This window comes from Isoalcanivorax pacificus W11-5 (genome assembly GCF_000299335.2).
Lineage (GTDB): Bacteria > Pseudomonadota > Gammaproteobacteria > Pseudomonadales > Alcanivoracaceae > Isoalcanivorax > Isoalcanivorax pacificus.
The window spans coordinates 408500-430406 of record NZ_CP004387.1 but is presented as its reverse complement, the minus strand read 5'-3'; the positions used below and the strand labels follow the sequence as shown (position 1 = coordinate 430406).

At 63.4% G+C, this 21907-nt stretch carries 18 protein-coding genes; 10 read left to right on the top strand and 8 right to left on the bottom strand.

Annotated elements, in window-relative coordinates; all coding sequences use genetic code 11:
* Position 1: 1 nt before the first annotated feature.
* A complete protein-coding gene (locus S7S_RS02045; RefSeq protein WP_041025910.1) occupies positions 2-415 on the bottom strand; it encodes a VOC family protein in 414 nt (137 codons plus the stop codon).
* Complete coding sequence (locus S7S_RS02040; protein ID WP_041025909.1) at positions 412-2550, bottom strand: FAD-dependent oxidoreductase; 2139 nt, start codon at positions 2548-2550, stop codon at positions 412-414. The genes S7S_RS02045 and S7S_RS02040 overlap by 4 nt, the downstream gene beginning before the upstream one ends.
* Before the next feature lie 88 nt (positions 2551-2638).
* Here S7S_RS02040 and hemB point away from each other — a divergent pair, with 88 nt between their 5' ends.
* Both hemB and ppk1 read left to right on the top strand, forming a co-directional pair.
* Positions 2639-3652 carry a porphobilinogen synthase gene (gene hemB, locus S7S_RS02035; RefSeq protein WP_041025908.1) on the top strand — a complete coding sequence of 338 codons (1014 nt, stop codon included), beginning with the start codon at positions 2639-2641 and terminating at the stop codon, positions 3650-3652.
* A gap of 103 nt (positions 3653-3755) precedes the next feature.
* The gene (ppk1, locus tag S7S_RS02030; RefSeq protein ID WP_041025907.1) at positions 3756-5852 is read left to right on the top strand and encodes a polyphosphate kinase 1; all 2097 of its coding nucleotides are present in this window, start codon (positions 3756-3758) and stop codon (positions 5850-5852) included.
* A gap of 38 nt (positions 5853-5890) precedes the next feature.
* Here ppk1 and ppx read toward each other — a convergent pair whose 3' ends face one another.
* A complete protein-coding gene (ppx, locus tag S7S_RS02025) occupies positions 5891-7384 on the bottom strand; it encodes an exopolyphosphatase (RefSeq protein ID WP_041025906.1) in 1494 nt (497 codons plus the stop codon).
* A 238-nt stretch (positions 7385-7622) separates the two neighbouring features.
* Here ppx and trxA point away from each other — a divergent pair, with 238 nt between their 5' ends.
* From trxA to S7S_RS02010, 3 genes are all read left to right on the top strand, one after another.
* Positions 7623-7949 carry a thioredoxin TrxA gene (gene trxA / locus S7S_RS02020; RefSeq protein ID WP_008736578.1) on the top strand — a complete coding sequence of 109 codons (327 nt, stop codon included), beginning with the start codon at positions 7623-7625 and terminating at the stop codon, positions 7947-7949.
* 245 nt (positions 7950-8194) lie between these two features.
* Positions 8195-9454, top strand: a complete 1260-nt coding sequence (gene rho, locus S7S_RS02015; RefSeq protein ID WP_041025905.1) for a transcription termination factor Rho — start codon at positions 8195-8197, stop codon at positions 9452-9454.
* Between the two features lie 87 nt (positions 9455-9541).
* Positions 9542-10375 (top strand): CPBP family glutamic-type intramembrane protease, encoded by an 834-nt coding sequence (locus S7S_RS02010; RefSeq protein ID WP_052269194.1) that lies wholly within the window; start codon positions 9542-9544, stop codon positions 10373-10375.
* Positions 10376-10424: 49 nt separating this feature from the next.
* Here S7S_RS02010 and S7S_RS02005 read toward each other — a convergent pair whose 3' ends face one another.
* Complete coding sequence (locus S7S_RS02005) at positions 10425-12437, bottom strand: PhoX family protein (protein WP_041025904.1); 2013 nt, start codon at positions 12435-12437, stop codon at positions 10425-10427.
* Between the two features lie 195 nt (positions 12438-12632).
* Between S7S_RS02005 and ubiD the strand changes: the two genes are divergently transcribed.
* Positions 12633-14123, top strand: coding sequence for a 4-hydroxy-3-polyprenylbenzoate decarboxylase (ubiD, locus tag S7S_RS02000; protein ID WP_041025903.1), 1491 nt, complete (start codon positions 12633-12635; stop codon positions 14121-14123).
* Positions 14124-14142: 19 nt separating this feature from the next.
* On the opposite strand, the gene S7S_RS01995 is transcribed toward ubiD, so the two are convergent.
* Positions 14143-14769, bottom strand: a complete 627-nt coding sequence (locus tag S7S_RS01995; RefSeq protein ID WP_041025902.1) for a cation efflux transmembrane domain-containing protein — start codon at positions 14767-14769, stop codon at positions 14143-14145.
* A gap of 69 nt (positions 14770-14838) precedes the next feature.
* Here S7S_RS01995 and S7S_RS01990 point away from each other — a divergent pair, with 69 nt between their 5' ends.
* Entirely contained in the window at positions 14839-15273 is a 435-nt protein-coding gene (locus S7S_RS01990) for a MerR family transcriptional regulator (RefSeq protein ID WP_041025901.1), read from the top strand.
* A gap of 3 nt (positions 15274-15276) precedes the next feature.
* Here S7S_RS01990 and moaA read toward each other — a convergent pair whose 3' ends face one another.
* Positions 15277-16260, bottom strand: coding sequence for a GTP 3',8-cyclase MoaA (moaA, locus tag S7S_RS01985; protein ID WP_041025900.1), 984 nt, complete (start codon positions 16258-16260; stop codon positions 15277-15279).
* Positions 16261-16356: 96 nt separating this feature from the next.
* On the opposite strand from moaA, the gene S7S_RS01980 reads away from it, so the two are divergent.
* Together S7S_RS01980 and S7S_RS01975 are read left to right on the top strand one after the other, a co-directional pair.
* Entirely contained in the window at positions 16357-16842 is a 486-nt protein-coding gene (locus tag S7S_RS01980; RefSeq protein ID WP_041025899.1) for an FKBP-type peptidyl-prolyl cis-trans isomerase, read from the top strand.
* 179 nt (positions 16843-17021) lie between these two features.
* Positions 17022-18929: an FTR1 family protein gene (locus S7S_RS01975; protein WP_041025898.1), complete on the top strand. Its 1908-nt coding sequence runs from the start codon at positions 17022-17024 to the stop codon at positions 18927-18929.
* 54 nt (positions 18930-18983) lie between these two features.
* Here S7S_RS01975 and S7S_RS01970 read toward each other — a convergent pair whose 3' ends face one another.
* Positions 18984-20093: an S-(hydroxymethyl)glutathione dehydrogenase/class III alcohol dehydrogenase gene (locus S7S_RS01970; protein ID WP_041025897.1), complete on the bottom strand. Its 1110-nt coding sequence runs from the start codon at positions 20091-20093 to the stop codon at positions 18984-18986.
* Positions 20094-20221: 128 nt separating this feature from the next.
* Here S7S_RS01970 and S7S_RS01965 point away from each other — a divergent pair, with 128 nt between their 5' ends.
* The gene (locus S7S_RS01965) at positions 20222-21097 is read left to right on the top strand and encodes a LysR family transcriptional regulator (protein WP_008736549.1); all 876 of its coding nucleotides are present in this window, start codon (positions 20222-20224) and stop codon (positions 21095-21097) included.
* 2 nt (positions 21098-21099) lie between these two features.
* Here S7S_RS01965 and S7S_RS01960 read toward each other — a convergent pair whose 3' ends face one another.
* The gene (locus tag S7S_RS01960; protein ID WP_041025896.1) at positions 21100-21897 is read right to left on the bottom strand and encodes a glutathione S-transferase family protein; all 798 of its coding nucleotides are present in this window, start codon (positions 21895-21897) and stop codon (positions 21100-21102) included.
* Between the last annotated feature and the right edge of the window lie 10 nt (positions 21898-21907).

Sequence of the window (21907 nt, the reverse complement as noted above, 5' to 3'; positions counted from 1 at the left end):
GTCAGGCAAAGACTTCATCGCTACGACGGAACGCCTTGAACTCCAGCGCATTACCGGCCGGATCATATAGCAGAAAGGTGCCCTGCTCGCCGGTCTGCCCGGCGTAGCGCACCTGTGGCGCAAGAATGAAATCCTGCCCTGCGTCGGCCAGCCGCACCGCCAGCGTTTCCCACTCGTGCCAGGCCAGAATGACCCCGAAATGGGGAACCGGCACCGGCTTGCCATCCACTTCGCTGAAACCAGCGGGTGCCGGCAGCCTGTCCACCCGATGCGCGGACAACTGATGGCCGAACAGATCGAAATCCGCCCAGTGCTCCGTGCTGCGGCCCGGTTCGGCGCCGAGCAGGTTGACATAGAACTGCCGTGCCGCACGCAGGTCGGTCACGGGAAAGGCCAGGTGAAAAGGTCGCATCATCGCAAACGCCACTGGTGGAAGCGGGCCAACAGCCGCAGTGCCCAACCGGGCGCATGGGCACGTTTCCATTCGCCCGCCACATACTTGTTGCCTTCCATGAAGGTCGGGTAGGCATGCACCGTGCCCAGTATTTTATTCAGGCCCAGGCCATGTTTCATCGCCAGGACATATTCAGCAATCATTTCTGCTGCATGGTCGCCAACAATCGTCACGCCCAGAATACGGTCCTTGCCCGGCACCGTCAGCACACTGACCCAGCCGCGCGCGCAGCCGTCCGCGATGGCACGGTCCAGTTCGGCAAATTCATAGCGCGTCAGCTCATAGGCCACGCCCTGCGCCCGCGCCTCGGTTTCGTTCAGGCCCACGCGCGCCACTTCCGGCGCACTGAAAGTCACAAAGGGAATGGCGGCATAATCCACCGCAAAACGGCGTGCGAATCCGAACAGCGCATTCACCGCCGCGTACCAGGCCTGGTGACCGGCCACGTGGGTGAACTGGTAAGGGCCGGTCACATCGCCGCAGGCCAGAATATTCGGCAAGCGGGTCTGCAAATGCGCATCGGTGTCCAGTGTGCCGTCATCGCGGCGCAGCAGGCCCAGCTCTTCCAGGCCCATGCCTTCGGTACGCGCCTCGCGCCCCACCGCCACCAGTAACGCATCGCCAGTCACCGTCACCGGGTCGCCGTCCGGCGCTGCCGCACCACAATGCAGGCGTTTTTCGCCGGCCTGCTCATCCACACGCAACACACGGTAGCCGGTCATCAGGGTAACGCCGTCGGCACGCAGGGCTGCGGCCACCGCCTCGCTGACCGCTTCGTCTTCGCGGGGCAGCAGGCGCGGCGCCGTTTCAACTACGGTGACTGCGCTGCCCAGCCGGGCGAACGCCTGCGCCAGTTCCACCCCCACGGCGCCACCGCCCATCACCAGCAACCTTGCCGGCAGCGCCTCCAGGTGCCAGAGCGTCTCCGAGGTGAGATAACCGCTGTCCGCCAGGCCGGGGATATGCGGCACGCGTGGTCGCGCACCGGTGGCGATGACGATATGCCGGGCGCTGAGCGTGCGGCCATTGATCGATACCGTCCAGGGCGAGGTCAGCCGCGCATGGCCGTGCAGGCATTCCACACCCAGGCTTTCATAGCGCTCGACGGAATCGTGCGGTGCGATGCGCTGGATCACCTCGCGCAGGCGCGCCATCACCTGCGGAAAATCCACCGCCGGCGTGCCGGCCCGGATACCGAAGTGCTCCGCCTCGCGCAGCGTCTGCACCACCGCCGCGCTGCGAATCAGCGCCTTGCTCGGCACGCAGCCGGTGTTCAGACAGTCGCCGCCCATCTCGCCGGCTTCGATCAGGGTCACGCGTGCTTTTACTGCGGCAGCGATATAGGACGTGACCAGGCCGGCCGCCCCCGCACCGATCACGATCAGGTTGCGGTCAAACTGCGCCGGCTTCTGCCAGCCCCGGTAAAGCTGACGCGCCCGCACACGATTGAGCACGGCACGCGCCAGCCACGGAAAAATCGCCAGCAAGGCAAACGCTGACAACAACCCCGGTGACAGAATGCCGCGCAGGCTGTCCAGTTGTCCCAGCTCGCGGCCGGCATTCACGTACACCAGCGTGCCGGGCAACATGCCGAGCTGGCTGACCCAGTAAAAACGCCGTGCCGGCAGGCGCGTCAGGCCCATCACGAGGTTGATGACAAAAAACGGAAACACCGGCACCAGCCGCAGGCTGAACAGGTAAAAGGCCCCATCGCGGTCGATGCCGGCATTGATCCTGCTCAGCGTGCCGGCAAAGCGCCGGCTGACCAGATCACGAAACAGCGTGCGCGATACCAGCATCGCCAGCGTGGCGCCGAGGGAGCTGGCGAATGACACCACCAGCGTGCCGGTGACCAGCCCGAACACCGCGCCACCCAGCAGCGTCAGCAACGTTGCGCCCGGCAGCGACAACGCCGCCACCAGCACATAGAGCAGAAAGTAGCCGCCAATCAGCCATACCGGATGCTCGGCATAGAGCCCGTCCACGCGCGCCTGTTGATCCTTGATGGCCGCCAATGTCAGGTACTGGCCCAGGTCCAGCGCAAACCAGGCCACCAGCGCGACCAATACCAGCACCACTACCACCGCTTTCTTCATGCAGGACTCCTTGCGCTTTTGGCCATGGTAATCGCTCGCGGCCCGGAGTGCGTTACAATGCGCCAGCTCAAGTCAACCGGAGATCAAGGTGAGCCGACCTGCCTTCAACCGGGCCCCGTGGCCCGCCACCCGCCTGCGCCGGATGCGCCGCGACGACTTTTCCCGCCGGCTGATGCGCGAGACTGTGCTGACGCCCGCCGACCTGATCAGCCCGGTGTTCGTGCTCGAAGGCAAGCAGCGCACCGAGGCGGTGGCCTCCATGCCTGGCGTCGAGCGCCTGTCCATCGACCTGCTGGTGCGCGAAGCCGAAGCCCTGGCCCGGCTGGGCATCCCGGCCATGGCGCTGTTCCCGGTCACGCCCCAGGAAGTGAAAAGCCTGGATGCCGCCGAAGCCTGGAACCCGGACGGCCTGGCCCAGCGCGCCGTGCGCGCGATCAAGCAGGCGGTGCCGGAGATGGGCGTGATCACCGACGTGGCGCTGGACCCCTTCACCACCCATGGCCAGGACGGCATCACCGACAGCAACGGCTACGTGATCAACGACGTCACCGTGTCCGCGCTGGTGAAGCAGGCGACCAGCCACGCCGAGGCCGGTGCCGACGTGGTGGCACCCAGCGACATGATGGACGGCCGGATCGGCGCCATCCGCACCAGCCTGGAACAGCACGGGCATATCCACACGCGCATCCTGGCCTACTCGGCCAAGTACGCCTCGGCCTACTATGGCCCGTTCCGCGATGCGGTGGGCTCCGCCGGCAATCTCGGCAAGGCCGACAAGCAGACCTACCAGATGGACCCGGCCAACAGCGACGAGGCCCTGCACGAAGTCGCTCTGGACCTGGCCGAAGGCGCCGACATGGTGATGATCAAGCCGGGCATGCCGTACCTGGACATCGTGCGCCGCGTGAAGGACGCTTTTGCCGTGCCGACATTCGTCTATCAGGTCAGCGGCGAGTACGCCATGCATGTGGCCGCGTTCCAGAATGGCTGGCTGGACCGGGAGAAAGTGATTCTGGAATCGCTGACCGGCATCAAGCGTGCCGGCGCCGACGGTGTACTGACCTATTTTGCCAAAGAGGCCGCCCAGCTTCTGAGCCGCTGAACGCCCGGGCCCGCCCTGCAGGGCGGGCCTTGTAATCCCCCCGTCACAAGAATGTAATTAGATAAGGAGTCTCTCCCAGCCGCACTGATCAGGATGTCCCTGCATGACCGCCTCCATCCCTGACGACGTTACGCCGAACGCCACCACTGACCTGGACAATCCGGACTACTACATCAACCGGGAACTCAGCCTGCTGCAATTCAATCTGCGCGTGCTGGAACAGGCCATGGACGAGCGCCAGCCGCTGATGGAACGGCTGAATTTCCTGCTGATCTTTTCCAGCAACATGGACGAGTTTTTCGAGATTCGTGTCGCCGGGCTGCAAAACCGCCTGCAGACCAATACCGGCCAACCCACGCTCGATGGCATGCTGCCTGGCGATATTCTCAAGCGCATCAGTGCCATCGTGCACGAGGCCGTGACGCGCCAGTATCACATTCTCAATGACATCCTGTTGCCGGCCCTGGCCAGCGAAGGTGTGCATTTCCTGCGTCGCGAGAACTGGACCAGCGAACAGGAAACCTGGGTCAAACGCTATTTCCGCGATCAGATCTATCCGGTGCTGACGCCGATCGCGCTGGACCCGGCGCACCCGTTTCCGCGTCTGGTCAACAAAAGCCTGAACTTTATCGTGTCACTGGACGGCAAGGATGCCTTCGGCCGCCAGACCGGGCTGGCCATCGTGCCAGCCCCGCGTTCATTGCCGCGCCTGATCCGCATTCCCGATGACATCTGTGACGACGGTAACGACAATTTCGTGTTTCTCTCGTCGATGATCCATGCACACGTCAGTGATCTGTTCCCCGGCATGAAGGCGACCGGCTGCTATCAGTTCCGCGTCACACGCAACGCCGACATGGAAGTGGATGAAGACGTGGATGACCTGGCGCTGGCGTTGAAAGGCGAGTTGCTGATGCGCCGCTATGGCGACGAGGTCCGGCTGGAAGTCGCGGACAACTGTCCACGCCACCTGATCGAATACCTGTTGCAGAAATTCGAGCTGGGCGAGGAAGACCTGTACGAAGTGAACGGCCCGGTGAACCTGGCGCGCATGTTCACCGACGTAAAGCGCCCGCGCCTGCGCTATACCCCCTTCACCCCGCGCGTGCCGGCCCGGATCAAGAACGCCGAAAGCATTTTTGATGTCGTGGATCAGGGCGACATTCTGCTCAACCATCCGTTCGAATCGTTCAATCCGGTAGTGAATTACCTTGCCGAAGCCGCGCGCGACCCGAAGGTACTGGCGATCAAGCAGACGCTGTACCGCACCGGCACCAACTCGGAAATCCTCGATCATCTGGAAACCGCTGCACGCAACGGCAAGGAAGTGACGGCCGTGGTGGAACTGCGCGCGCGCTTTGATGAAGAAAGCAACATCGAAGGCGCCCGCCGGCTACAGGAAGCCGGTGCCATCGTGGTGTACGGCATTGTCGGCTACAAGACTCACTCGAAGATGATGCTGATCATCCGGCGCGACGCCAACGGCAACATTCGCCGCTATGCCCACATGGGCACCGGCAATTACCACACCAAGACCACCAAACTGTATACCGACTACGGTTTGCTGACGTCAGACGAAGGCCTGTGCCAGGACGTGCACAAGATCTTTCTGGAGTTGACCGGCATGGGCAAGGCGGCGCGGCTCAAGCAACTGATGCATTCGCCGTTCACCCTGCACAGCGGGCTGCTGGAGCTGATCGATTTCGAAACGCAGGAGGCACTGGCCGGCCGCAAGGCGCGCATCATCGCCAAGGTCAATTCACTCACCGACCCGCAGATCATGCAGGCGCTCTATCGCGCCAGCCAGGCCGGCGTGCCGATTGATCTGATCGTGCGGGGCATGTGCTGCCTGCGTCCGGGCCTGCCCGGCGTGTCGGACAACATCCGTGTGCGCTCGATCATCGGCCGCTTTCTGGAACATACCCGCGTGCATTACTTCCATCATGGCGGCGAGGAACGCATTTACCTTTCCAGCGCCGACTGGATGGAGCGCAACCTGATCAACCGGGTGGAAACCTGTTTCCCGATCAACGACCCGAAATTGCGCGAGCGCATTCTGTATGAAGGGCTGGAAGTCTATCTGCAGGACAACAGCCAGGCCTGGCTGCTGCAATCGGACGGCAGCTACCTGCGGGCCCCGTTCAACGAGGGCGAACCGCTGATCACCGCCCAGCAGGTCCTGCTGGAGCGGCTCACCTGACGCCTGTCGCCGGGCTGATCATCACCTGAAGCACAACCTCAGGTGATGATCAGCTCGAAACCGCCGCCTTCGAAGAACTCCTGCTCCTGCTCCATGTCCGCCCGGGTCAGCGGGTGATCCGCCAGCCAGCCTTCCGGAAACGCCAGCGCCAGTTTTTTCGCCCCCACCGTGACACGGATATCCGGCAGCGGCTGATCACTGCGCGCATGGTGCAGCCGCGCCGACAGCCGCAGCAGCAGGCTCAGCCGCAATAACATGGCCTGGTCATCACCGGGCAGTTCCTCGAACGCAGACAGCGGAATCTTGCGCCGGTGCGCCCGCACCAGCACCGCCACCGCCTGCTGTTCCTGGCGGGAGAAGCCCGGCAGGTCGGAATTCTGCACAAGATAGGCGCCATGCTTGTGGAACTGGCTGTGCGAGACAGACAGGCCCAGTTCATGCAGCAGCGCTCCCCAGCGCAGGACATCCGCCGCCATGGTGTCGGCCAGCGTCCAGCCATCGCTGGCCTGGGCCAGGAAACTCTGGGCGGTGTCCGCCACCCGCTGCGCCTGCTGGACATCGACGTGGTGGCGGTTCATCAGCGCCTGGATCGACCGCTCGCGCACGTCTTCATGTTCCAGCCGGCCAAGCAGGTCATACAGCAGCCCTTCCCGCAGCGCGCCGTTACTGATGGTCATGCTGGTCAGGCCGAGCTGCTGGAAGATGCCCGTGAGAATGGCCACCCCGGCGGCGAAGATCGGCATGCGGTCCTCGCGCAGTCCTTTCAGGCCGGCGTCAGGCACCCTGCCCGCCCGCACCAGGCGACGGCGGATACGCTCCAGCCCGTCGGCGGAGATGGCACCGTCACTCCAGCCATTCTCCTCACACACCTGCCCGATCGCCTTGATGGTGCCGGAGGCCCCCACGGCTTCCTGCCAGCCCAGCCGGCGGTACGCCGCCTGCAACGTCAATACTTCCTGCCGGGCCGTGGTCACGGCCCGGTCAAACGACTTCTCGGCGCATTCATTATTGGGAAAGAAGCGGCGGGTAAAGCTGACACAGCCCATATGCAGGGATTCGGTCTCCAGCGCTTCGAAGCGCTCGCCGATGATCAGTTCGGTGCTGCCGCCGCCGATATCCACCACCAGCCGCCGCCCCTGCTGATCCGGCAGGGAATGGCTGACACCAAGATAGATCAGGCGTGCTTCCTCACGGCCGGCCACGATCTCGATATCGTGCCCCAGCACCGCCTCGGCATCGCGGATGAACTCCTTGGCGTTACGGGCCATACGCAGTGCGTTGGTGCCCACTACACGCACACCGATACGCGGCACGTCGCGGATCCGCTGGGCAAACCGGCCCAGGCATTCCAGCGCTCGCTCACGCGCATCCGCCGTAATGCAGTTGTGCTCGTCCAGCCCGGCACCAAGCTGGACTTTTTCGGACAGGCCTTCCTGGACCTGCAACTCGCCCTGCACCAGCCGGGCCACCACCATGTGGAAACTGTTCGACCCCAGGTCGATCGCAGCCAGATGTTCCGGATTCTGCGGCAAAAGCGTTCTCCTTCAACGTGTCCGGGGGCGTCCGCGCAGGGCGGAGCATGACATTCACACAAGACAGTCAGATGACAACCGGGATGATATCAGCCCATCGCAGGCGCTGCTGCGCCCCCGGCCCGCTCCGCCCGGGCGAGAGCCTGCCGCTATGGCCGCCATACCCTGCCGAAGGTTGAAACCTCCGGCGCCTGACCTGATATTATGCGGACCGCGAACCCCCAAACAGGAGAAATCAATGAGCGGCGAGATTATCAACACCACCGATAGCAGCTTTGAGGACGACGTTCTCAAGTCCAGCGAGCCGGTGCTGGTGGATTACTGGGCCCCCTGGTGCGGCCCGTGTAAGATGATCGCCCCGGTTCTGGAGGCCGTCGCCGTTGAGTACGCCGGGCGCCTGAAGGTGGTCAAGATCAACATCGACGACAATCCGGATACCCCGCGCAAGTATGGCGTACGTGGCATCCCGACCCTGTCGGTGTTCCGTAACGGGAACGTGGAATCGACCAAAGTAGGCGCCCTGTCCAAGTCGCAACTGACGGCTTTCCTCGACAGCACCCTCTGACAGCACGCCGCCAGCCCCGCCCAGGCGGGGCCTGGGGCGGCCATCCCCTCTCCCGCTGCGGCCGGCCCGGCAGCGGGCGCGGGTCTAGACAGCGCCCGATCACGGGTGGTACATTCCGGTCCAGCTTCGCACTTCCCTTGTCGTCCGACCCCTCGTCGGCGCAGTTTTTCCTAAAACACCTAAAACTCAGCCGGCCCAGCTGCGGCCCGCACACCACTAATCTTTCTGGAAACGTAATCAAGCCGATGAACCTGTCTGAACTGAAGCAGAAGCCCATTGGAGAGCTGCTGGAAATCGCCCGCGAAATGGGCCTGGAAAACCTCGCCCGCACCCGCAAGCAGGATGTCATTTTCTCCATTCTGAAAAAGGCCGCCAAAAATGGCTCCGACATCTACGGCGATGGTGTCCTCGAGATCCTGCAGGACGGCTTTGGCTTCCTGCGCAGCTCCGAAGGCTCCTATCTGGCGGGCCCGGATGATATCTACGTTTCCCCGAGCCAGATCCGCCGCTTTAATCTGCGCACCGGCGATACCATTTCCGGCAAGATCCGGCCACCGAAAGAAGGCGAGCGTTATTTCGCATTATTGAAAGTCAGCGAAATCAACTTTGATAAACCGGAAAACGCCAAGAACAAGATCCTGTTCGAGAACCTGACCCCCCTGTTCCCCACCGAACGGCTGGTGATGGAACTCGGCAACGGTTCCACCGAGGACATCACCTCCCGCGTGATTGATCTCGTGGCACCGATCGGCAAGGGCCAGCGCGGCCTGATCGTCGCGCCGCCCAAAGCCGGCAAGACCATGCTCCTGCAACAGATCGCCCACTCCATCGCCCGCAACAATCCCGAATCCCACATGATCGTGCTGCTGATCGACGAGCGGCCGGAAGAGGTGACGGAAATGTCGCGTACCGTGCGTGGCGAAGTGGTGGCGTCCACCTTTGACGAGCCGCCGGCACGTCACGTTCAGGTGGCCGAAATGGTGATCGAGAAAGCCAAGCGGCTGGTCGAGCACAAGCAGGACGTGATCATCCTGCTCGACTCCATTACCCGTCTGGCCCGTGCCTACAACACCGTGCAGCCCAGCTCCGGCAAGGTGCTTACCGGTGGTGTGGATGCCCACGCCCTGGAAAAACCGAAGCGCTTCTTCGGTGCCGCCCGGAACATCGAGGAAGGCGGCAGCCTGACGATCCTCGCCACCGCGCTGGTGGAAACCGGCTCGAAGATGGACGAAGTGATCTACGAGGAATTCAAGGGCACCGGCAACATGGAACTGCATCTGGACCGCAAGGTATCCGAAAAACGCGTGTTCCCGGCTATCAATATCAAGAAGTCCGGCACCCGTCGCGAAGAGCGCCTGGTGGGCGAGGACGAACTGAAAAACATGTGGGTGCTGCGCAAAGTGCTGCACCCGATGGATGAAATCGCCTCGATTGAATTCCTGATCGACCGTCTGAAACAGACCAAGACCAATAACGAATTCTTCGATGCAATGAAACGCAAATAACACCGGCGCAGAATCCGGTGGTGTAATACAGACCGGGTGTCGCGTGGCGGCACCCGGTTTTTTTATGGCCTGCATGAGAGACCGGCAATGCCCCGTACCCGCCAGGGTTTTCTGACACCGCTTACCAACCTGCTGGCAGAACCGGCCATTACCCGGGAAAGCCTGCAGGGCCTGGCCGCGCACCGACGCCTGTTGCTGTTCGCAGTCATCACCGCCGCCGCCCTGCTGATCAATCAGTATCTCGCCATCAATGGCTCACTGCGCAGTCTGGTCGACACGCTCGCCAGCCTCAGCGGCGAATCCCGCACCCTGCTCTGGCGCGATGTGCAACGCACCGGCTTTGCCGGCCTGCTGGAGCAGGCCCGCTGGGCCGGCTGGTTGCTGCTGGGTTATGTGGTCATTCCGGTGCTGGTGATTCGCTTCGTGTTGCGCGAACCACTGAAAGAGTACGGCCTGGGCTGGGGCGATACCGGCGTACACTTTCGCTATTACCTGCTGTTCGGCGGCGTCATGGCCGGCATGGCGCTGCTCGCCTCGTTCAGCGACACCTTTCTCAATACCTATCCGTTTTATCCCCTGGCTGGCCGGAGCTGGCTCGACCTGCTGCTGTGGGAACTGCTGTATGTGTTGCAGTTCTTCTGCATCGAGTTCTTTTACCGCGGGGTACTGCTGCGCGGCCTGAAACCGGTGATGGGTATTTACGCGATCCATGTCTCCAGCCTGGTGTACCTCACCATTCATTTACCGAAGCCCTTTATGGAATGCTTTGGCTCGCTGCTGTTCGGGCTGATCCTGTGCCTGCTGGCGTGGCGCTGCCGTTCAATCTGGGGCGGCGTGCTGGTGCACGTTTGCCTGGCGGTAAGCATGGATATGCTTTCACTACTGCAACGCGGCGCATTGCCCGCCACGCTGCTGCCCTGAACGAACAAGGCCCCTTTCGGGGCCTTGTTCAGTGGTGGCGGTGACCGTCTTACAGACCGATCACGCCGCCATCATCCTTCGTGATGACCACCGTGGACGAGCGCGGCCGCGCACCAGCCACACCTGACGGCCAGTGGCTGGTGAAGTTGCCCGGCTCGGACCGGTCACCCGGATGCTGGATGTTGATGAACATGGTCTTGTGATCCGGGGTCAGGACCACGCCCGTCACTTCACAATCCATCGGGCCAACCAGGAAGCGTTTGATTTCGCCGGTTTCCGGGATCGCGGCCAGCATCTGGTTGTTGCCGAAGTCGCCATCAGCGCTGCTACCGTCCTGCTGCCCACCGGACATATCGGTCTGGATCCAGAGGATGCCTGAATCGTCGTACAACAGGCCATCCGGGCTGGCGAAAAAGTTTTCTTCCGTCAGGAATGTACCCGTACCCGGCACATAGCCACGCAGGTGCAGCTTGTCACGCCCGCCGAAGACAAAAATGTCCCAGCTAAAGGTGGTGGCTGCCGGCTCGCCATCTTCATTCCAGCGAATGATATGTCCGGTGCGGTTCAGCACACGCGGATTGGCTTCATCCGCATACTGGCGGCCGCTGTTGTTTGTGAGTGTGAAGTAGACTTCGTTGGTCACCGGGTTCACTGCCCCCCATTCCGGGCGATCCATCGGCGTCGCACCGCGCATGTCGGCAGCGCTGCGCGTATTCACCAGCACATCCGCCTGCGAGGTGAACTTGATGGGGGACTCGCTCATGTCCGCCTGGAAATCCACATCGTCGAAATCCAGGGCCAGCCATTCGCCCGTGCCATCATCGTTGAAGCGCGCCACGTACAGGGTGCCGTCGTCCAGCAGATCGTCGCCGGTCATGCCTTCTTCATAGTTGGCATTGGAGACATATTTGTAGATGTATTCGTTAGTGGAGTCATCACCGGAATAGAACACCACCGGCTTACCCACCACCGCCGGCACCGGCACCACGCCTTCGTGGGCAAAGCGGCCCATGGCAGTGCGTTTTTTCGGCACGCTGTTCGGATCAAACGGGTCGAACTCCACCAGCCAGCCGAAGTTGTTCGGCTCGTTGCGGAAGTCCTCGCTGGCGTCAGCCCCTGTGGCGGCGGTCAGGAAGCGGGAGAAATTGTCATCGCTGGTGACGATGCCGCCTTCCTGCGCGTCATACCAGAAATTGCCCTGCCAGCCGGACACGCTGTAGCGCGCCAGTTCACGTGGCACCGGATCGATACTGGCATCCGGATGAAAATAACCGGCCCAGTTTTCTTCCGAGATCAGGTAAGTACCCCACGGCGTGAAACCACTGCCGCAGTTGTTCAGCGTGCCGCGTGTTCTGGTGGCGTTCGGGCTGAAGGCGGTCACCAGCAGTTCGCTGCCACGCGCCGGCCCGGTAATTTCCATCTCGGTGAAGGCGGTGATACGGCGGTTCTGGCCGTTGTTGAGCATTTCCCACTCACCATTGGCACCTTTCTGGATTTCCACCACGGACACGCCATGCGCGTTCATTTCCTTGCGCACTTCATCCAGCGGACGCGGGCGCGCCGACGGGCCAGCCGCATGGATGACTTTCTTGTCCACATACTCGTGGTTCATTACCAGCAGGCCGTGGTCGGAGCTGCCGTCAATGGGGAAGTAATGGATGCCGTCATGGTGCGAGCCCATCTGCTCAGCCTGGTCGGCACCGGTGTTGCTGCCATCCTCCATATACGCCGGCATGCTGCCGAGGATCGGTGTGCCCCAGGGCAGGAAAGCCCGCGCAGTGTAGCCTTCCGGCACCACGATGGCGTCGTCGCGACCGGCCGGGATGGCCTCGAAGCCCAGGCTCGCCTTGCGACGACGGCTGCTGCTGTCACCGCCACAGGCCGCCAGTGTGCCGCCAAGAAAACCCACTGCGGCCACACCCAGCGACCCCTGCAACATGGCACGGCGCGAAAAGCGGGCCTGGATGATGTCGGCAAAGTGACGGTTGTCAGACGGGTTGGCGCTCGGCTCGGGAATATTGCCGTCCAGCACGATGTTCGGCTGCTCGAATTTACTGTTCATGGCGTCGGGGTCCTTCAGGCTGTGTCACGTATTCGGAATGCACTACTCGGGTTGGCATGACCCTACATTTCGCAGGTGAAAGCCCGGTTATCACGACATGACCATTGCGCGACAATGACGTGACGGTCCCGTGATGCAGCAGGCCATCCGGCTACTGCTATACTCCCCGGCACACCGGACCAGGCAGGAGTTGGGATGAAATACGGCGACCTGCGCGACTTTGTCGCGCAACTGGAACAGCGCGGCGAACTCAAGCGGATCACGCTGCAGGTGGACCCGCATCTGGAGATGACGGAAATCTGCGACCGCACCCTGCGCGCCGGTGGCCCGGCGCTGCTGTTCGAGAATGTGAAAGGGTTTTCCACGCCGGTACTAGGCAACCTGTTCGGTACCGAAAAGCGCGTCGCCCTGGGCATGGGCCGCGAATCACTGGCCGAGTTGCGCGAGCTGGGCGAGTTGCTGGCCTTCCTGAAAGAACCGGAGCCACCAAAAGGCTTCCGCGATGCCCTCTCCAAACTGCCGATCCTGAAACAGGTCCTGTCGATGAACCCGAAGGTGGTCGGCTCGCCGGCCTGCCAGCAGGTCGTGGTGGAAGGCGATGAGGTCGATCTGTACCAGCTGCCGATCCAGACCTGCTGGCCCGGCGACGCCGGCCCGCTGGTGACCTGGCCGCTGGTGATCACGCGCGGGCCAAACAAGGCACGGCAGAACCTCGGCATCTATCGCCAGCAACTGATCGGTCGCAACAAGCTGATCATGCGCTGGCTGAGCCATCGCGGCGGCGCGCTGGATTTTCAGGAATGGCAGGCAGCACATCCCGGCCAGCCGTTCCCGGTCTCGGTGGCGCTGGGTGCTGACCCGGCCACCATTCTCGGTGCCGTGACGCCGGTGCCGGATTCATTGAGCGAATACGGCTTCGCCGGCCTGCTGCGCGGCAGCCGTACCGAAGTGGCCGACTGCCTCGGCAATGAGCTGCAAGTGCCGGCCAGTGCCGAGTTCGTGCTGGAAGGCTGCATCTATCCGGATGAATACGCCGATGAAGGGCCGTTCGGTGACCACACCGGCTATTACAACGAAGTGGACCGCTTCCCGGTGTTCACGGTGGAGCGCATCACGCACCGTCGCAATCCGATCTATCACAGCACCTACACCGGTCGGCCGCCGGATGAGCCGGCCGTGCTGGGTGTGGCCATGAACGAGATTTTCGTGCCGATCCTGCGCCGGCAATTCCCCGAGATCACCGACTTCTATCTGCCGCCGGAAGGCTGCTCCTACCGCATGGCGGTGGTAACCATGAAGAAGCAGTACCCTGGCCACGCCAAGCGCGTGATGATGGGCGTGTGGTCCTTCCTGCGGCAGTTCATGTACACCAAGTTCGTGATCGTCTGCGACGACGACATCAATGCCCGCGACTGGAAAGACGTGATCTGGGCCATGACCACGCGCATGGACCCGATCCGCGACACCACGCTGGTGGACAACACCCCGATCGATTACCTGGACTTCGCCTCGCCGGTGTCTGGCCTGGGTTCCAAGATCGGCTTTGATGCGACCAACAAATGGCCGGGAGAAACGAACCGCGAATGGGGCCGGCCGATCGTCATGGACAACGCCGTGAAAGAACGGGTGGATGCCATCTGGGATGAACTGGGGATTTTCCCGTCGGATACCGCGCCGGACGCCTGAGCATCCGGCGCGCGGCTGTTCAGGCTCGCCCGGTCCGAAGTTCCCGCAGCGCCTGCCGCAGAATCAGCCAGGCGCTGTGCAGAAACAGGGTCGCCATCACACCCGCCACCGCCAGGTCCGGCCAGCCGCTGCCGAGCAGCAGCACCAGCCCCGCCGCACCCAGCACCGCCACGTTGCCGATCGCGTCGTTGCGCGAGCACAGCCATACCGAGCGCACATTGGCGTCGCCGTCGCGGTAGCGCAGTAGAATCAGTGCACTGGCCACGTTGGCTGCCAGCGCCATCAGCCCGATCACGCCCATCACCTCCGCCTGTGGCTGATGCGGTGCGAACACCTGCCACACGGTGGTGCCCAGCACCCAGGCACCGATCAGCAGCAGCGAGCCGCCTTTGACCAGCGCCGCATAGCTGCGCCAGCGCAGGGGTTTGCCCAGCACCCAGAAACTCAGGCCGTAGGTGAAGCTGTCGGCAAGAAAGTCGAGCGCATCGGCCTGCAACGCCCGCGAGCCGGACAACGCACCGGCGAACATCTCGACCACAAACATGCCGGCATTGAGCGCCAGCACCCACATCAGCGCCCGGCGGTAACCGGCGCTCATGCCATCGAAGGCTTCTGCATGATCATGACTGTGGCATTGTTCAGACATGGTGTTTCCCTGGTCAGGTAGCGTGATGCCTGCCAGAATAAAACCTCCAGTCACTGTAGGTTCAAGCCCATGAGCGCCCTGAGCATCGGCCGGCTCGCCGCCGACAACGGTTGCAAGGTCCAGACCATTCGCTACTACGAAGACATCGGCCTGTTGCCGCCGCCCGCCCGCAGCGAAGGCAATCAGCGCCGCTATACCCAAGCACACACGCGCCGGCTGCGATTCATCCTGCACAGCCGCGAGTTGGGGTTCTCCATTGCCGATATCCGCCAGTTGCTGGCCATGGCCGACCAGCCGCAGCAACCCTGTACGGAGGTGGATGAGCTGGCTCGCGCGCACCTCGGCACCGTCCGCCGTCGCATCGCGCGGCTGCAGGCCATGGAGCAGGAACTGGAACGGATGCTGGGCCACTGCCCGCACGGAGAGGTACGCGAATGCCGGGTGATTGATGTGCTGGCCGACCATGCCCTGTGTGCCACCGAGCATGGGGCCGCGGTGGAGTGACCGTCAGCCGCCGGTCATGTTCATGAAGCGCACCAGTTGTTCGCCGTCATCGACGCGGAAATGATGCCGCTCCGGCTTGATCGCCATGGCCGCCACAATCGCCTCACGCAACGGTGCATCGTCCTGCGGATGCGCCCGCAGCACAGCGCGCAGATCCACGCTGTGCTCATTGCCCAGGCACAACAGCAACCGCCCTTCCGCCGTTACCCGCACGCGATTGCACAGGTGGCAGAAGTTGTGTGAATGCGGCGAGATAAAACCGATCCGGCTGCGATACCCCGGCACGCGCCAGTAGCGCGCCGGCCCGGCACTGACATCGGTGGCCGGCATCAGCGGGACATGGGCTTCCAGCGCCGCACGGATATCCTCCGAGGGCATGAACGCCAGCGCGCGGCTGTGCTCGCTGATCTCGCCGAGGGGCATCTCTTCGATAAAGGCCAGGTCCAGGCCGTGCGCCAGCGCGAAGTCCGCCAGCGCCGGGATCTCGTCCTCGTTGCGCCCGCGCAATATGACGCTGTTCAGGCGGATGCGCGCAAATCCCGCTGCTTTCGCGGCCTGAATGCCGGCCAGCACATCGGCCAGTTCCCCGGTCCGGGTCAGTGCGTGGAAACGGGCCGGATCAAGACTGTCGAGGCTGATATTCAGACGCTTCACCCCGGCATCGCGCAATGAGGCCGCGTAACGCCCGAGCCGGCTGCCGTTGGTGGTAAGCGTCAGTTCCGCAAGCCCCGGCTCACTGGCGATCCAGTGCGCCAGTTGCGGCAGATCACGCCGCACCAGCGGCTCACCACCGGTCAGGCGGATACGGCGCACCCCCAACTGGATGAACGCCCGTGCCAGCCGGTGCAGCTCTTCCAGTGTCAGCACTCTCTCGCGGGGCAAAAAGGTCATCTGCTCCGCCATGCAGTAGACACAGCGGAAGTCGCAGCGGTCGGTAACGGAGAGCCGCAGGTAGTCCACCTGGCGGCCGAAGCGGTCGGTCAGCATGGGCCGAGTCTACCCCAATTTGCCCCGCTGCGGTGGCCAGCACTCGCCCTGGCCGTTAGCATGGAGTCCTCAATTCACTGACGTACCGGAATTTTCATGCAGATCGCAGAGAACGCCGTAGTGGCGATCCACTACACCCTCACCAATGACGCGGGCGAGACCCTGGACTCCTCTCGCGAGCGCAACGAACCGCTGGCCTACCTGCACGGCCACGGCAACATCATTCCGGGTCTGGAAAACGCACTGACCGGCAAGCAGGCCGGCGATGCCCTGAAAGTCACCGTGCAGCCGGCCGAAGGCTACGGCGAGCGCCACGACGAAATGATCCAGGACGTGCCGCGCGACGCATTCCAGGGCGTGGATGATATCCAGCCGGGCATGCAGTTCCAGGCCAACACCGAGACTGGCCCGCGCCTGTTCACCATCACCGAAGTGAACGGCGACACCGTGACCGTCGACGGTAACCACCCGCTGGCCGGCGCCACCCTGCACTTCGACGTGGAAATTGCCGAAGTACGCGAAGCCAGCGCCGAAGAACTCAGCCACGGCCACGTACACGGCCCGGGCGGGCACGATCACTAAGGGCGGCTGGCGCCTCCCAACTGCTGCAGGCTGCGAGCGAAAGGCTTCAAGCTCGTAGCTCGCCGCTAACGCCGCCCCTGGGCGGCGTTGTCTTTTGACTTCTGCCTGCAATGGGCGGAGCATTGTGAACGCGAACCGTTTGCCTTTACGTTCACTTCCTGAATTGGCGTTCACTCTCCATGAAAAATCCTTTCTTCCGCTCTCTGAGCCTTTGCCTGCTCGTGCTCCTGGCTGTTTCCGCCCAGGCCGCCGGGCAAACCGCGCTGGTGCAACTGGTTGAATACATCGGTGCCGACTACATCAACGCCGTCGAAGACGGCGAGATCATCAGCGCAGAGGAATACGCTGAGATGACCGAATTCGCCGGCCTGCTGCGCGAGGGCGTGGCGGCCCTGCCGGAGGCAGAGGGCAAGGCCGCCCTGGTGACGCAATCCGATGCCCTGGCCAAGGCCATTGATGCCCGCGCAGGCAATACCGACGTGAAACAACTGGCGCAGTCCATCCGTGGCACGCTGGTCGGCACCTACGGCATCCCGGTACGCCCGGCCAGCGCGCCGGACATGGCCCACGCCCGCACGCTCTACCAGCAGCAGTGCGCCGTGTGCCACGGCGCCGACGGACACGGAGATGGCCCCGCCGGCGCCATGCTGGAACCCGCCCCTACCGATTTCCATGATCTGACGCGTTTCGAGGGCCGTTCGCTGCTGGGCCTGTACACCACCATCACCGACGGTGTGGAAGGCACCGGCATGGCGGCCTTTGGCGACGCCCTCAGCGACGAGGACCGCTGGGCGCTGACCTTCCTGGTGGGCAGCTTTGCCGTAGACAACGCCCTCGCCGCGCGCGGCAGCGAGGCACTGGAAAACCTGCCCGGCCTGGCCCGTACGCTGGACCTGGACACGCTGCTCGGCAGCGCACCGGAGGATATCCGCGACCAGCACGGCGATGCCGCGTACGCGGCATCGGCCTATCTGCGCGGCACGCCGGACGCCCTGTTTGCCAGCAACCGTTTCCTCGATCACAGCGCCGCCCAATTGCGCGGGGCGAACAGGCTCTACAGCGATGGCAACCGCGACGGCGCCCGCAGTGCCGCGCTGTCGGCGTACCTCGATGGTTTTGAAATGATTGAGCAGCAACTGGCCGCTGTGGACGGCGCGCTGATGCGCGAGGCCGAGCGTGCCTTCATGGCCGTGCGCGAGGCCATCGAGCGGCGGCGGCCGGCGGCCGATGTCAGTGCTGCAGTGGACACCGCACTGGCACAACTCCAGCGTGCCGCCGATGCGCTGGAGGGGGACGGTCTTTCGCCGATGGCCACCGCCACCGCCAGTTTTGTCATCCTGTTCCGCGAAGGGCTGGAGGCGCTGCTGATTGTCGCCGCGCTGCTGGCCTTTACCCGCAAGGCCAACGCACCGCGCGCCACCCATTACATCCATCTGGGCTGGATCGCCGCGCTGGCCGCCGGCGCCGTCACCTGGTACGTGGCCGCCACGCTGATTTCATTCAGCGGCACCGCGCGCGAACTGACCGAAGGCATCGCCGGCCTGCTCGCCGCAGGCATTCTGTTCTACATGGGTTTCTGGATGCACAGCCACGCCAACAGCCAGAAATGGCTCAGCTATATTCGCGAGAAAGTCGACAACGCCCTCGGCAGCGGGACCCTGTGGGCGCTGGTGCTGGTGTCGTTCGTGTCGGTGTACCGGGAAATTTTCGAGACGATCCTGTTTTATCAAGCGCTCTGGAGCCAGGTCGGCGCGGCGTCGCAAGCCTGGGTTTTCTATGGCATCGGCGCGGCCATCGCGGCGCTCGCTGTGGTGTGCGTGCTGTTCTTCCGACTCGGCATGCGGCTGCCGCTGGGGCTGTTCTTCCGCGTCACCGGCATCGTGCTGCTGGTGCTGTCGTTCGTGCTGCTGGGGCGCGGCGTGGCCGCGTTGCAGGAAGCCGGATGGCTGGGGGTGCGCTATCTGGATTTGCCCACCATTGACTGGCTGGGGATTTATCCGACAGTGCAGGGTTTAAGCGCACAACTGGCGCTGATACTGCTGGGGCTGGTGTTCTGGTGGCGCAGCCGTCGACACATCGCCGGCTGAAACGCAAAACGGGAGTGGCACGCCACTCCCGTTTTTTTATTGCGCACGGCCTGGTCAGAAGTGCAGCACGGTGCGAATGCTCTTGCCTTCGTGCAGCAGATCAAACGCCTCGTTGATCTTGTCGAACGGCATATCGTGGGTGATGAATTCGTCGATCTTGATCTCGCCGTTCATATACTGCTCCACATAGCCCGGCAACTGGCTGCGGCCCTTTACACCACCAAAGGCGGAGCCGCGCCACACGCGCCCGGTGACCAGTTGGAACGGCCGCGTGGCGATTTCCTCGCCGGCACCCGCCACACCGATGATGATCGATTCGCCCCAGCCCTTGTGGCAGCACTCCAGCGCGGAGCGCATCACGTTGACGTTGCCGATGCACTCGAACGAGTAATCCACACCGCCGTCGGTCAGGTCGACAATCACCTGCTGGATCGGATCGCTGTAATCCTTCGGATTGACGAAATCCGTGGCACCAAACTGCCGCGCCAGTTCGAACTTGTCCGGGTTCACATCAATGGCAATGATGCGCGCCGCCTTGGCCATGACCGAACCCTGGATTACCGCCAGCCCGATGGCGCCCAGGCCGAACACGGCCACCGTCGCGCCCGGCTCTACCTTGGCGGTGTTGAGCACCGCGCCAATGCCGGTGGTGACACCGCAGCCGAGCAGGCAGATCTTGTCCAGCGGCGCCTCTTTGGAGACTTTTGCCAGCGACACTTCCGGCAGCACGGTGTACTCGGAAAACGTCGAGGTGCCCATGTAGTGGTGCAGTGTTTTACCGTCGAGCGAAAACCGCGAGGTGCCGTCCGGCATCAGGCCCTGGCCCTGTGTCGCCCGCACGGCGCCGCACAGGTTGGTCTTGCCGGAGAGGCAGAATTTGCACTTGCCACACTCGGCCGTGTACAGCGGGATCACATGGTCACCCGGTTGCAGGCTGGTCACACCCGGCCCCACGGCTTCAACAATGCCCGCACCTTCGTGACCGAGCACGGACGGGAACAGGCCCTCCGGGTCCTTGCCGGACAGGGTGTAGGCATCGGTATGGCAGACACTGGTGGCGACGATGCGCACCAGCACTTCACCGGCCTTTGGGTCCTGCACATCAATCTCGGTCAGGGTCAGGGGCTTGCCGGCTTCCAGGGCAATCGCGGCGCGTGACTTCATGGAACAACTCCTTGCGGCAACAGCCGGCCGGGCCGGCAATGATGGATTCTCAAGCGCGGCAGTGTAGATTATTGCCCCTGGCCGGATAAACACACCCGACGTAACAACATCTTTGCCAAGGAGCAACAATGAAACACTGGGACCGTGTCGAGGCCTTTGTCGAGGTGGTCCGGCAGGGCGCCTTCTCCGCCGCCGCCCGCCAGCTCAAGGTGTCCGCCTCCCATATCAGCCGGCTGGTGAGCCAGCTCGAGGCGGAACTCGGCGTGCAGTTACTCTACCGCACAACGCGGCAGATCCGCCTCACCGAAGCCGGTGAGCTGTACCACCAGCATTGCCGCCACGCACTGGACGGCTTTCGCGAGGCCGAGGCGGCACTGGGCGACATGCAGGCCAGCCCGCGCGGCCTGCTCAAGCTGACCGCCTCGACCACGTTCGGCGAGCGGCATATCGCACCGCTGGTCAACCGGTTCGTACAACAGCACCCGCAACTTGATGTCCGCATGCATTTCACCAACCGGCGCGTGGCGCTGATCGACGAAGGCTACGACATCGCCATCCGCCTGGGAGAGCTCCAGGATTCGAGCCTGATCGCCCGGCGACTGTGCGACCGCCGCGAGCACGTGGTGGCCAGCCCCGCGTACCTGCATGCGCACCCGGCGCCGGCACACCCGAACGATCTGCTCCGCCACCGCTGCCTGGTCGGCTCGCTGGACAGCTGGCGCTTCCGCATCGACGGCCAGCGCCGGGAAGTCCGCGTCAGCGGCCGCTGGCAGGCCAATTCCGGCCCGGCCTTGCTGGACGCCACACTGCGCGGGCTGGGTCTGAGTCAGTTGCCGGATTATTACGTGGATGAGCACATTGCCAGCGGTGCGCTGGTGCCGGTGCTGGAGGATTTCCGATTTGCCGATACGGCGGTGTGGGCGGTGTATCCGCGCCACCGGCACCTGTCACCCAAGGTGCGGCTGTTCGTGGATTATCTGGCGGAACATCTGGCGACGGCCTGACGCTACCAGTGCCCGCGCCAGTTATGCCGGCTGTGGCGATGGCCAGCATAGAGCGCATAAACAAACTGCCCGAGCGGACGTTGCGCCACGGATTGCTGCACAGCCACCCAGTCTTGATCCGGCGGGGTCGCGGGGGCAACGATGCTGTGCCAGGGCGACCCTTCGGGCAGCAGCAGGGGCGCCAGCATGCTGGCGAGCGCAATATCGGCCAGGCTGAGCTGATCACCCAGCAGGAAATCCGGATGCCGGCGCGCCATCACATGCTGTTCCGCGTCATCCAGCAGCCCCACGATTTTCGCGGTCACGCGGGGAAGATATTTGGGATACGTCTTGTACAGTGACTTCACCCCGGCGCGAAAAACCCAGGTTGCGACGGCCCGCAACGGGCCTGTCAGCGGTGCATCCTGAAAATACAGGGTGGGCGGCACCGGCGTATTGATCAAGTAGATCATCGCATGCTGCCGGACCAGCACCCCCAGCGACTCCGCCAGACGGTTGAGGTGCAACTGTTGCGCGCGCAGCACCGGATCGGCACTGAGCAGCGGCGGCAAGTCGGGATAGGCGTCGTCCAGATACAGGGCAATGCGGGTGCTGTCTCCAACCCAGCGGCCCCCGTCATTCAGCGCCGGAATGGTCATGACCCCGGTCTTCGGCCAGAGGAACAGCCGGTTGAGCACCGGGTACAGGTTGCGGGCCTGATAATCGAGCCCTTTGTAATCAAGCAGCCAGCGGCCTTTTTCGGCGAAATGCGATTGCGGAAACTGGTAAAGCGTCCGTGCCGTTCCGGCCTTGTCTGTCATGAGATGTCGG